Origin of the sequence: Yoonia sp. (assembly GCF_017854565.1) — a bacterium.
In the GTDB taxonomy this organism is placed as follows: Bacteria; Pseudomonadota; Alphaproteobacteria; order Rhodobacterales; family Rhodobacteraceae; genus Yoonia.
On the sequence record NZ_JAFMHJ010000006.1, the window covers coordinates 13,368 to 25,809 of the forward strand.

Genomic DNA, 12,442 nt, shown 5'->3' on the forward strand with positions numbered 1-12,442 from the left:
CATGGCCCTTACGCCCCACTACGACAGCTTTGCACATGGCTACGACGCCGGTGAAAACCAGATTGTCTATACCCGCATCGCGGCCGATCTGGACACGCCGGTGTCGCTCATGCTCAAGCTGTCAGGCGCGGGGAAAAACGCCTTCATGCTCGAAAGCGTGACTGGCGGTGAAATCCGGGGGCGATATTCGATTATTGGGATGAACCCGGATCTGATCTGGGAATGTCGTGGCACCACATCGCGGGTCAATCGCAATGCGCGGTTTGCCGATGACAGCTTTACCGACATCGACGCCGACCCGCTTGCGGCGCTGCGCGCGCTGTTAGCCGAATCGCGGATAAATTTGCCTGCGGATATGCCCGCTGCGGCTGCGGGTCTGTTCGGTTACCTTGGCTATGATATGATTCGACTGGTTGAACGGCTACCCAACGTGAACCCCGATCCGCTGGGCCTGCCTGATGCAATGATGCTGCGGCCATCAGTCGTCGCCGTTCTGGATGGTGTCAAAGGTGATGTTATTCTGGTGGCGCCTGCCTATGTCAATTCCGGTCTGACTGCGCGTGCCGCCTACGCCCAAGCCGCCGAACGTGTCATGGACGCGCAGCGCGCCCTTGAACGCGCAACCCCCAGCAACAGCCGTGCGCTGGCTGATCCTGCGCCGGTTGCCCCACCGGTGTCCAACTTCACGCATGACGCCTACTTGCAGGCCGTTGAAAAGGCCAAGGACTACATCCGTGCGGGCGATATATTTCAGGTCGTGCCGTCGCAACGCTGGACTCAGGATTTTCGCGAACCGCCCTTTGCACTGTATCGCTCACTGCGGCGGACCAACCCATCGCCATTTATGTTTTTCTTTAACTTCGGTGGGTTTCAGGTCATCGGCGCCAGCCCCGAAATCTTGGTCCGCGTCTTTGGATCACAGGTTACAATCCGCCCCATCGCAGGCACGCGCCCGCGCGGCGCGACCCCCGAAGAAGACAATGCAAACGAAGCAGACCTGATGGCCGATCACAAAGAACTGGCCGAACATCTGATGCTGCTTGATCTGGGGCGCAACGACACCGGCAAGGTCTGCAAAATCGGCACCGTGCGGCCAACCGAAAAATTTATCGTGGAACGCTATTCCCACGTCATGCATATCGTGTCCAATGTGGTTGGTGAACTGGCCGATGACCAAGACGCCCTAAGTGCTTTTTTTGCGGGAATGCCCGCCGGCACCGTGTCAGGTGCGCCAAAGGTCCGTGCAATGGAAATCATTGACGAGCTTGAGCCGGAAAAGCGCGGCGTCTATGGCGGCGGCTGTGGCTATTTCAGCGCGAATGGCGACATGGACATGTGTATCGCCCTGCGCACCGCGGTGCTGAAGGACCAAAAGCTATACATTCAGGCAGGCGGTGGCGTTGTCTACGACAGCGATCCCGAAGCCGAATATCAGGAAACCGTCCACAAATCGAATGCCATTCGCAAAGCCGCAGCAGATGCCGGGATGTTTCAGGGCGACCGCAACTAAAGCCGCCACTCTATCGGATTACGGCGCAGCAAATGCCCGAACGTAAGGTGGGTTTCAACCCACCCTACGGCCCACGTTACCGTGCGCCCAGAACGGCCGATGCGGGGGCGACGGCGATCTCGTTTGCAGCCGCCTCAGACGCCCAATCAGCCAGAACGGCCAGTGTCTGCGGCGTGATGCGCGCCAAAAGGAACACACCGCTGTCTTGCCGCGCCCGCAGAACCGCCTGATCCAGTGCCCGGCGCATCCCACCGATATCTTCATCGGTCAGATCACGTTGCACCAACCCGGCAGGCACCGCCGCCTGCTCTGCCGCGCGCAGGGCATTGCCCAAACCTCGCTGCTGCACAATCAACCCCAGACCATCGGCCGCAAGCACCTGCATTGCCTGCGCTGTAACGGCACGGTCCGCGTGCAGACTGTCGCCACTGTCAGAAAAGAAAACCGCCGCTTCCGGGATCGTCTTGAACGCCGCCTCAAAGATCACTTCGACATCGCGCGGCGTCGCACCCGGTGGCAACGGCGTCTGCATACCCACCTCGATACCCGCATCGCGGTAGGCCCGCATCAGCGCGTCGGCGCCATCCTCAAGCGCGTCCAGAATGACGGTTGGCGAAAATGGCAGCGACGACACCGCTGCAACCGGGTCCGGCACGCCGCCCGCGTCAATCAATACAATACTGACCATTGGCCAGCCTTGCGGGTTTTCGAACGCCGCCGCAAATTTCCAAAGGGCCGGTGCATCGTCAGGCATGGCGGGTGCCAATGTCACCTCAGCTTCGGTTCCGGCGCTGTCCGAGCCATCGACGCCGAGCCTGTTTACACGCACACCTGTTGTCGCCTCTGGCAATGGCACATCTTGGGGGTCAGCCATCGTAGTTGTTGGGGCTGTGTCCACATCCTCCGACGCGGGGGCCGCTTGATCATCATCGGCGCTTTGGCCAACGGGCATCTCTTGCGGCGCGCTCGGCTCTTGTTGGACCAGATCCGCCTCGGCAATCGGCACGTCTGCGGCGCTTGCCGGGGCAGGCTGACCTGGCGCAGGCGTCACTGGCAGAGCTGGCACTTCAGGTGCTGACGGCACCGCCTGCGTCGTCACAATCACCTCCTGCTCGACCGCAGGCACCTGAGGCGCAGCCGACAAAGCAGTCGGCAACACCGGCTCTTCGCGCATGGTGGCCACGTCGGACTCCATCACTGTGTCCGGCGCACGCAGCCCTGTTTCAATCTCGACGGTTTGTGGGGCCACGGCGGGTTCCGTATCCGGCACAGGCTCAGCGGTCACGGCCGTCGGTGGCGTGACCTGCGGTGCCGTAGCCGCGAAATCACGCAAGTTTTCTGGTGGCTCGCCGGTCAAACCCTGTGGCGCGGGTTCAGTCTGTGCCGTTTGCGACACGACCAGTTGCGGGATATCTGGCACCACGTCGCCGATAGGCTGCTCGCCTACCAGCGACGCAATACTCAATCCGGCCCCGCCCAGTACCAGCCCCCAAACCACACCAGAAACTGATCCACGCATCCTGTCACTTAACCTTATCATTGCTCGCCGTTTCGCCCTTCGACCTTGACGCTACCCCGCATCCCGGCCCATGTATGGCGCAGCTTATACCGTCAGCCATGGGGAAGACGGTAGCCCCTAATTCCACCTGCGCGGGATTTACCATGCTGCTTTTGATCGATAACTACGACAGCTTCACTTATAATTTGGTCCATTATCTGGGCGAACTGGGTGCCGATGTCGTCGTCCGGCGCAATGACGCGCTGAACGTCCAGGACGCGATGGCCATGCGCCCCGAGGCAATCATGCTGTCCCCGGGCCCCTGTGACCCCGCACAGGCGGGGATTTGCCTGCCCCTTGTGCATGCCGCTGCGGAAACGGGAATGCCGTTGATGGGTGTCTGCCTGGGCCATCAGGCCATCGGCGAGGCATTTGGTGGCAAGGTCGTGCGCTGCCATGAAATCGTACACGGCAAAATGGGGGCGATGCAGCATGCCGGTCAGGGCCTGTTCGCTGGCCTGCCCAGCCCCTTTGACGCCACACGCTATCATTCGCTGATCGTGGAACGCGACAGCCTGCCCGCCTGCCTTGAGATCACAGCAGAACTGGAGGATGGCACCATTATGGGACTGCAACATAAGACCCTGCCGATCCACGGCGTGCAATTCCACCCCGAAAGTATCGCCTCGGAACATGGCCATAAGCTTTTGAATAACTTCCTGAAAATGGCAAAGGTCACGGCATGAGCGAAGCCCTCAAACCGCTCATCCATGCCGCTGCCGAAGGTCCGCTATCCCCCGCGCAGGCCGCGCAGGCCTTCGAGATATTATTCGAAGGCGGTGCAACACCATCCCAAGTCGGCGGCTTTTTGATGGCCCTGCGGACCCGTGGTGAAACCGTCGCTGAATATGCAGCGGCCGCCGATGTGATGCGCGCGAAATGCCTGCCCGTAAAGGCACCACCCGGCGCCATGGACATTGTCGGCACTGGCGGCGACGGGAAACACACGCTGAATATTTCGACGGCAACCGCGTTTGTCGTCGCGGGTGCAGGGGTTCCCGTGGCCAAGCATGGCAACCGCAATATATCCTCGAAATCCGGCACCGCCGACGTCCAAGGCCAACTGGGCATTAACGTCATGGTCGGACCAGAGGTGGTCGAGCGTGCGCTGGTCGAGGCCGGGATCGGTTTCATGATGGCCCCGATGCATCACCCCGCCATCAAACACGTCATGCCGACGCGGGCCGAACTTGGAACAAGAACGATCTTCAACATATTGGGGCCGCTTACAAATCCGGCTGGCGTGAAACGGCAATTGACGGGCGCATTCAGCCGCGACCTGATCCGCCCGATGGCCGATACACTGCTTGCACTCGGGTCGGACGCCGCGTGGCTTGTGCACGGCTCTGACGGCACGGATGAACTTGCCATTTCAGGCGCATCCTGGGTTGCGTCCCTCGCTGATGGCGCTGTGACCGAATTCGAAGTGCACCCAGACGATGCAGGCCTGCCCGTCCACGACTTTGCAGCCATCATCGGCGGCACGCCCGCACAAAACGCAACCGCGTTTCGCGCGTTGCTTGACGGCCGCAAAGGCGCCTATCGCGATGCGGTATTGCTGAATGCCGCCGCAGCACTGCTTGTCGCAGGCAAGGCAAGCACGCTACCGGAAGGTGTTGAAATGGCCAAGGACAGTATCGACAGCGGCAAGGCCAAACGCGCCGTCGAAACCCTTGCCCGCATCACGTCCGAAGGCTGATGTTCGCCCGTGGCCAACTTGGCGCTTGGGCTGATTTGCCGTTCTTTACCGATGATTTACCGGGTATTGCGGCCAAATTGGACAGGGACATTCTGCCACCGGCCACCTTGACCTTCGCCGCGCTGGAACATTGCCAACCCCAAGACACACGTGTCGTGATCCTTGGGCAGGATCCCTACCATACCGCTGGCAAAGCAGATGGGCTGGCGTTTTCCATTCCCGATCACTTTAGCGGTCGCCTTGATAGCCTTGGTAATATTTTCAAAGAGTTACAGACCGATCTGGGGCAGACCCGCAGCCGGACATCGCTGGCCGACTGGGCGGATCAGGGGGTTTTGCTGCTCAATACCGCACTGACCGTGCCACCCGGCAAACCCAAGGCGCACGCCGGGCTGGGTTGGTCGAACCTTGTCACCCAAGTGCTGAACCGGCTCAACGACCGCCCCCGCGCCTATCTTCTTTGGGGTGGCCCGGCACAGAGCTATGCCCCATATATCGCAGGCGATAATTTGATCATACGGTCCGCGCATCCCTCGCCTCTGTCAGCCCATCGCGGTTTTTTCGGCTCGCGCCCATTTTCAACTGTGAACCAGTGGCTTATTGATCGGGGCGAACAGCCAATTAACTGGGCGGACCCATGACCGACATCCTGCAAAAGATCAAAACCTACAAGCTGGAAGAGGTGGCCGCCCGCAAGGCCGCCGTCCCTCTGGCCGAACTCGAAGCGCGCGCCAATGAGGCACCCCCGACACGCGGTTTTGGTGCCCGTCTGGCAGAGGCCGCGCGCGAGGGCTACGGCCTCATCGCCGAAATCAAAAAGGCCAGCCCCTCAAAGGGTCTAATCCGCGCCGACTTTGATCCCCCCGCACTCGCGCAAGCCTATGCCGAGGGCGGCGCAACCTGTCTGTCAGTGCTGACGGACGGCCCTTCGTTCCAAGGCGATGACAGCTACTTGACCGCAGCGCGCGGTGCCTGCGATCTGCCCGCCCTGCGCAAAGATTTCATGTATGATACCTATCAGGTGGCCGAAGCACGCGCGTTGCACGCGGATTGCATCCTGATTATCATGGCCAGCGTCAGCGACGCGCAGGCCCAGGAGCTGGAGGAAGCGGCAACGCTGTGGGACATGGATGTCCTGATCGAAGTACACGACGCCGCCGAACTGGAACGCGCAACCCTGCTCAAATCTCCGCTCATCGGCATCAACAATCGCAATCTCAAAACATTCGAAACAACGCTCGATACCACGCGGAAACTGTCCAAACTGGTTCCTGCCGACCGGATGATCGTGTGCGAAAGCGGACTGAACACGCCCGAGGAATTGGCCGATATGGCCCGTTACGGCGCGCGCTGCTTCTTGATCGGCGAAAGCCTGATGCGGCAAGATGACGTGGCCGCCGCCACCAGGCATCTACTGGCCAGCCCGGCAAAAGGAGCGATATGATGTCAGACCTCACCCACTTTGACGCGGATGGTCAGGCGCATATGGTCGATGTATCCGACAAACCTGTCACCGCCCGTATCGCCGTGGCCGAAGGATATATCCGCATGACTGCCCAAACCCTCGCACTGATCACCCAAGGGCGCGCGACAAAAGGCGACGTGCTGGGTATCGCACGCATCGCCGGGATCATGGGCGCCAAGAAAACCGCCGAGCTGATCCCGCTCTGCCATCCGCTGCCGATCACCAAAGTCGCGTTGGACCTGACACCCGACCCCGCCCTGCCCGGTATCCGCATCACCGCCACCGTCAAGACCGGCGGGCAAACCGGCGTCGAGATGGAGGCCCTGACGGCCGTCACCACAGCCGCGCTGACCGTCTATGACATGGTCAAAGCAGTGCAAAAAGACATGGAAATCGGCGGCATCCGCCTGACCCTGAAAGACGGCGGAAAATCAGGCCGGTTCGAAAACCCATGACGCTGCGGCGCCGCGCCTTCGACCGGAAACATTTCAGCAGCGGCCCTGCCGGAGGTGTTATCGCAAAAGCGTCTGGCGGGACCAGTCTCTGGTTGCGCGCCCACACCATCAAGGCGCGCGACCAATGATCACCGTCAATGACGCGCTCGCGCATCTTTTCGCCCTCGTCGATCCGCTGCCGACTGAAACCGTGCCGCTGACCCAAGCCAACGGGCGCGTGCTTGCCCGGAACGTCACCGCCCGCCGCGATCAACCGCCATTTGCGGCATCCGCGATGGATGGCTATGCCGTCGCGGATGCCGACGTGGCCCCCGGCGCCACATTCACGGTCATCGGCGAAGCCGCCGCCGGCCATGCCTTTGCCGGGACCGTTGCCAAAGGGCAAGCTGCGCGTATTTTCACCGGTGCCCCGCTTCCAGCCGGCACCGACCGCGTCGTCATTCAAGAGGACGTGACCCGAATCGGCAGCACGATCACCCTTTGCGACACGCCTGAAACCAAATGGCACGTCCGCCCTGCGGGCGCCGATTTCAGGACCGGTGATAGCATCGCCGCGCCGCGCCTTTTGACGCCATCAGACATTGCCTTGCTGGCCTCCATGAATATCCCATGGGTGCCGGTCACGCAGCGTCCCGTGATCGCGATCATCGCAACCGGCGACGAACTGGTGCAACCGGGCGAAGACCCCAGCCCGGATCAGATCATCGCCTCGAACAGCTACGGGCTGGCAGCGCTGGTCGAATCCTGTGGCGCGCGCGCTCGGCTGTTACCCATCGCACGCGATAATGTGCCCGCGTTGGAACTTGCCTTTGCGTTGGCCCGCGACGCCGATCTGATTGTCACCATCGGCGGGGCGTCGGTCGGCGATCATGATCTTGTCGGCGCGGTGGCACAGGCGCAGGGGATGCAGCGGGCATTCTATAAAATCGCCATGCGGCCGGGCAAGCCACTGATGGCGGGCCGCATGGGTGATGCGATCATGATCGGCCTTCCCGGCAACCCGGTGTCCGCGATGGTCTGCGGGCATATCTTTCTTGTGCCGGTGATCCGCGCCATGCTGGGCTTGGGCAAAATGCCAGCGCCGCGTGAAATCGCCCCGCTGACCGCCGACATCGGCCCCAACGGTTCGCGCGAACACTACACCCGTGGACAGGTCGGCGCTACGGGTGTGACGATTTTTGATCGACAGGACAGTGCCCTGCTGACTGTGCTGGCCGATGCCAATTGCCTCGCGGTGCGTCCTGTCGATGACACCGCTCGCGCCAAAGGCGATCTGATCGAAATTATTCGCCTCTGACCTCATCGTTGACACAAAACGGGAACATGCGTAGAACATATGCAAAACCTGTGACGGGAGATGACGCATGTTAACCAAGAAACAACTCGACCTGTTAGAGTTCATCCACAAACGGGTGCAGCGCGACGGCGTCCCGCCCAGCTTTGATGAGATGAAAGAGGCGCTTGATCTGCGCTCCAAGTCCGGCATTCACCGGCTGATCACAGCGCTCGAGGAACGCGGCTTTATACGGCGCCTCGCACATCGGGCGCGTGCGCTGGAAATCGTCAAGCTGCCGGATGCGATGCTGGCCAAATCCGGATTTAGCCCGCGCGTGATTGACGGCGACAAACCCGACAGCACCCCCGCGCGTGCGATGCAGATCAACACTGGCGCAATAGATCTGCCGATGATGGGCCGCATCGCCGCAGGTGTCCCGATCGAGGCGATCAGCCAAATGTCCCACCATGTGTCTGTGCCGCAGTCGATGGTTGGCAAGGGCGATCACTACGCTCTCGAAGTGAAAGGCGATTCGATGATCGACGCCGGGATCAACGATGGCGATGTGGTGGTGATCCGCGAAACCAGCGTGGCCAATAACGGCGATATTGTCGTGGCGCTTATCGAAGGGCACGAGGCAACACTGAAGCGGTTCCGCCGCAATGGCAGCGCGATCGCGCTTGAGGCGGCGAACCCCGCCTACGAAACCCGGGTGTTTCCCGACGATCAGGTCAAGGTGCAGGGCCGGTTGGTTGGATTGATCCGAACCTATTGACTGGCGTCGTTGTGCCGCCGAAGGGTCGCGGCGGCGGCCCTTTTTTCATGGTCCCGGATTAAACGCGGGGGCACGTCAACCGGCCCTTGGGCCCGGTTCCATCGCCTTTGGCCTGCGTTCGCGTGGGCCGTGTTGATGATCAGATCACCGGTCTCGGACAGGTCCAACGCCACGGCTCCCGTCTTGCGCAGCCGCGCGATATCAAAAACCACACAGGACCGCGCCACCGTATCCACCTGATTGCTGATCAACACATCGGCCCCCCCGCACCCATCCAATGCCGCCAATGCGGTCTTGCCCGACACCTGCATGATCTGCCAGTCCCCCAACCCCGCCCGTACCACACGACCATCGCGCGCAAATCCGTCCCGCGCCGCGGCCAACTCTTGGGCGACCGGGGCCCCATCATTCTCAAGCCAAATCCCCGCAACAAAGCCGCTGCCCGTCGGTTTGGACAGCGCACGCCCGTGTCCTCCCACAACCCCGATCAACGCGCCATCGTCCGCGATCAAGACAGCGGGCCGCGTCGATTGCTGCCAAAGAAAGCCTGCGATGACGACCGCCGTGATGCCCAGAAACCGCATCCGCCCCTGCCACAGCACCAGCCACAAAAGCCCAAGCGTCAATACCGGCAGCACCGCGCCGGACGGCGCAATCACATGCCCAACGGCCCCATCCTGCCCCGCGACCTGTCCGGCCACAAACAATATCCAGCGCAACCCAAGGTCCATGAACCAAAGTCCGACGTTCCACAGGCCCAAGGGCGCCAAACACGCCGCCAAAACCGCCGCAGGCATCACCAGAACCCCCATCAGCGGAACACTCAGCAGATTGGCGATCAGCCCATAGTGGGCAATCTGATTGAAATGCGCTGCGGCAAACGGGGCCGTCGCAAGCCCGGCCACAAACGATGACAACACAACAGACATAATCGCCCGGGACCATTTCGGCAGGCGCGTCACATTCATGCGCCGCAAGGCACCAAAGACCACGACCAGTGCCGTCGTAGCCGCGAATGACATCTGAAACCCCGGCCCGGTCAACGCCTCGGGTTGCCACACCAGCACGATGATGGCAGCCATCGCAACGGCCCGCAGGGTCAGGGCCCGACGGTCCAGCAGCACCGCCACAAACATCACCGCAACCATGATAAACGCCCGCTCCGTCGCGACATTGCCCCCCGACAGGAAAAGATAAAGTGCGCCAATGATCAATGCGCAGACCGCGCCGATCTTTTTTGTGGGCCAGTACAGGGCAGCCCCGGGGATCATGGCCATGCCATAGCGCACGGTCGCAAAGATAAATCCGGTCAGCAGCCCCATATGCAGCCCTGAAATCGCCAACAAATGTGCCAGATTAGCCGCGCGTAAATCCGCCAGCGTGCCCTGCCCCATCCCGGATCTGTCGCCCGTCATGATAGCGGCGGCAAAGGCGCCGGTCTCGCCCGGCATCGCGTCTTGCACAGCACGCGATATCGCCATCCGCACCGCGAAAATGCGCATCGAAAACCCCGCCCGCGCCGGTGCTGCGATACGCAATACAGGCGTCCGTGTGTAGCCAACCGCACCCAATTGCAAAAACCAGGCGTGTCGCTGGAAATCAAATCCTCCGGGCTCTGCCGGGCCCGCAGGTGGGGACAGATGACCTGTCAGCATCAAGGTTTCACCGGGCAAATAGCCGGCGATCACCTGTTCACCGTGGACCGACACCCGCACCCGTTGCGGCGTGCGGCCCGGCGCAAAGTCCTCCAATACCACGCGGTCCAGTGTCAGCCGTGTCGCGTCGCTGGCTGATCGGTCAATGTTGATCACGCGCCCTTCAATCGCGCCGTAATAACGAAACCCCAAAACCGGCGCTGCAATGGCATCGGTGCGCCATTTGGCCAGCCCCGTCCCCGCCAGCACCAGAATAAGCCCAATTGCCAGCGGCGCATAAGCCACATGTACCAACCGCGATAGCGCAAAAAGTAACAGCGCGGCCAATCCAAGCACCGCAAGGAACGCGGTGCCCGGCTCCTCAGCCATCGCAAAATACCAGCCGATTCCAATGCCAAGGCACACTGGAACCCACCCAATCAGGGCACCGCGCTGCGCCAGAAGCGCGTCTTGCAGAATGCCACGCACTTGTTCTTCGCCCCTCGGCTTAGTATCCCCATCCCAAGCCCGGAAAATACCGGAGAGATGGTTAGCGAAAGGTTAAGTTCCCATGTCAGACACACCCGTTGTCACCCGCTTCGCGCCCTCACCGACAGGGGCTTTGCATATCGGCGGCGCCCGCACGGCGCTGTTCAACTGGCTTTATGCCCGTGGGCGCGGCGGGAAATTCCTGCTGCGGATCGAAGACACCGACAGGACCCGTTCGACCGACGCCAACACCCAAGCCATTCTTGATGGGTTGACTTGGCTCGGACTGGACTGGGATGGCGCCCCCACAAGCCAATTCGCACACGCACCCCGTCATATGCAGGTGGCGCATCAAATGCTGGCCCAAGGCGACGCCTACAAATGCTACAGCAGCCAGGACGAAATCGAAGCGTTCCGTGAAAAAGCCCGCGCCGAAAAGACATCGACCCTCTTTCACTCGCCTTGGCGCGATATTCCAGAGGCCAATCATCCGGATCTGCCGTACGTCATCCGTTTGAAGGCCCCACAAAACGGCACGACAACCCTGCACGATGCGGTCCAAGGCGCGGTCACGTGGTCCAACGACCAACTTGATGACATGATCCTGCTGCGTTCCGATGGCACGCCGGTCTATATGCTGGCCGTTGTGGTGGATGATCATGATATGGGCGTAACCCATGTGATCCGGGGCGACGACCACCTTGCCAACGCCTTTCGTCAGAACCTGATTTACGAGGCGATGGGTTGGACCAAGCCCGTTTTGGCCCACATTCCACTGATCTTTGGCCCTGATGGAAAGAAATTGTCGAAGCGGCATGGCGCAACCGGTGCCGCGGAATATCAGGCGCTTGGCTATCCTGCCGCAGGCATGCGCAACTACCTGACCCGCCTCGGCTGGAGCCACGGGGACGACGAGTTTTTCACCGATGAACAGGCACGCGCATGGTTCGACCTTGATGGAATCGGCAAATCACCAGCGCGCTTTGACATCAAGAAGCTGGAGAACATCTGCGGACAGCACATTGCCATGGCCGACGATGCTGCACTGCTGCAAGAGCTTCAGGGTTACCTTACGGCATCTGGGCGGCCACGACTGACTGAAACACAGGCTGACGGAATGTTGCGGGCGATGTACTGCCTCAAGGAACGTGCCAAAACATTCCCAGAACTTATTGAAAAAGCTCACTTTGTTATCACTGAACGCCCGATCATCGCGGATGAAAAGGCGGCAGCGCAACTTACGGATGTATTCCGTGGTATACTGTCTGAATTGACGCCGCACCTGCAAAATGTTAGCTGGGACCGTGACACTCTAGAGGGGGTCGTTTCGTCCGTCGCCGAACGCCACGAGATGAAACTTGGCAAGCTGGCCGGACCGCTACGTGCGGCATTGGTCGGGCGGTCTATCTCTCCGAGCGTGTTCGATATTATGTTGGTCCTCGGGCGCGATGAAACGATCGCCCGGTTGCAGGATGCCAGCGCCTGAAACCAATTCGTTACGAATTTCGGTTATCGGCGTGGGGACGATTTTAGACTGGCCAGCGACGCAAGAACTGTGCGCGGCATTAAGAGGAAGACAAA

The 12,442-nt window shown here is 60.9% G+C and carries 11 protein-coding genes; 9 read left to right on the plus strand and 2 right to left on the minus strand.

Going from position 1 to position 12,442, the window contains the following annotated elements; all coding sequences use genetic code 11:
• The first annotated feature begins 1 nt into the window (after nucleotide 1).
• Nucleotides 2–1,510 (plus strand): anthranilate synthase component I, encoded by a 1,509-nt coding sequence (trpE, locus tag QZ196_RS04340; protein ID WP_296424286.1) that lies wholly within the window; start codon nucleotides 2–4, stop codon nucleotides 1,508–1,510.
• A 76-nt stretch (nucleotides 1,511–1,586) separates the two neighbouring features.
• On the opposite strand, the gene QZ196_RS04345 is transcribed toward trpE, so the two are convergent.
• A complete protein-coding gene (locus QZ196_RS04345) occupies nucleotides 1,587–3,029 on the minus strand; it encodes a divergent polysaccharide deacetylase family protein (protein ID WP_296424287.1) in 1,443 nt (480 codons plus the stop codon).
• A 143-nt stretch (nucleotides 3,030–3,172) separates the two neighbouring features.
• Between QZ196_RS04345 and QZ196_RS04350 the strand changes: the two genes are divergently transcribed.
• The 7 genes from QZ196_RS04350 to lexA all read left to right on the plus strand — a co-directional run bounded on the left by QZ196_RS04350 (nucleotide 3,173) and on the right by lexA (nucleotide 8,738).
• On the plus strand, nucleotides 3,173–3,754 hold the full coding sequence (locus QZ196_RS04350) for an aminodeoxychorismate/anthranilate synthase component II (RefSeq protein WP_296424289.1): 582 nt from the start codon (nucleotides 3,173–3,175) through the stop codon (nucleotides 3,752–3,754).
• Nucleotides 3,751–4,767 (plus strand): anthranilate phosphoribosyltransferase, encoded by a 1,017-nt coding sequence (trpD, locus tag QZ196_RS04355; protein WP_296424291.1) that lies wholly within the window; start codon nucleotides 3,751–3,753, stop codon nucleotides 4,765–4,767. Before QZ196_RS04350 ends, trpD begins: the two co-directional genes overlap by 4 nt.
• Nucleotides 4,767–5,408: a uracil-DNA glycosylase gene (locus QZ196_RS04360; RefSeq protein ID WP_296424294.1), complete on the plus strand. Its 642-nt coding sequence runs from the start codon at nucleotides 4,767–4,769 to the stop codon at nucleotides 5,406–5,408. The genes trpD and QZ196_RS04360 overlap by 1 nt, the downstream gene beginning before the upstream one ends.
• Nucleotides 5,405–6,211, plus strand: coding sequence for an indole-3-glycerol phosphate synthase TrpC (trpC, locus tag QZ196_RS04365; RefSeq protein ID WP_296424296.1), 807 nt, complete (start codon nucleotides 5,405–5,407; stop codon nucleotides 6,209–6,211). The genes QZ196_RS04360 and trpC overlap by 4 nt, the downstream gene beginning before the upstream one ends.
• Nucleotides 6,211–6,687 carry a cyclic pyranopterin monophosphate synthase MoaC gene (gene moaC / locus QZ196_RS04370; protein ID WP_296424298.1) on the plus strand — a complete coding sequence of 159 codons (477 nt, stop codon included), beginning with the start codon at nucleotides 6,211–6,213 and terminating at the stop codon, nucleotides 6,685–6,687. Before trpC ends, moaC begins: the two co-directional genes overlap by 1 nt.
• Nucleotides 6,688–6,811: 124 nt before the next feature.
• Entirely contained in the window at nucleotides 6,812–7,984 is a 1,173-nt protein-coding gene (gene glp / locus QZ196_RS04375; RefSeq protein ID WP_296424299.1) for a gephyrin-like molybdotransferase Glp, read from the plus strand.
• A gap of 67 nt (nucleotides 7,985–8,051) precedes the next feature.
• Nucleotides 8,052–8,738, plus strand: a complete 687-nt coding sequence (gene lexA / locus QZ196_RS04380) for a transcriptional repressor LexA (RefSeq protein ID WP_296424301.1) — start codon at nucleotides 8,052–8,054, stop codon at nucleotides 8,736–8,738.
• Here the strand turns inward: lexA and QZ196_RS04385 are convergent.
• Entirely contained in the window at nucleotides 8,732–10,861 is a 2,130-nt protein-coding gene (locus QZ196_RS04385) for a ComEC/Rec2 family competence protein (protein ID WP_366510946.1), read from the minus strand. The genes lexA and QZ196_RS04385 overlap by 7 nt on opposite strands.
• Nucleotides 10,862–10,943: 82 nt before the next feature.
• Here QZ196_RS04385 and gltX point away from each other — a divergent pair, with 82 nt between their 5' ends.
• Nucleotides 10,944–12,347, plus strand: a complete 1,404-nt coding sequence (gene gltX / locus QZ196_RS04390; protein ID WP_296424303.1) for a glutamate--tRNA ligase — start codon at nucleotides 10,944–10,946, stop codon at nucleotides 12,345–12,347.
• Nucleotides 12,348–12,442 lie beyond the last annotated feature (95 nt).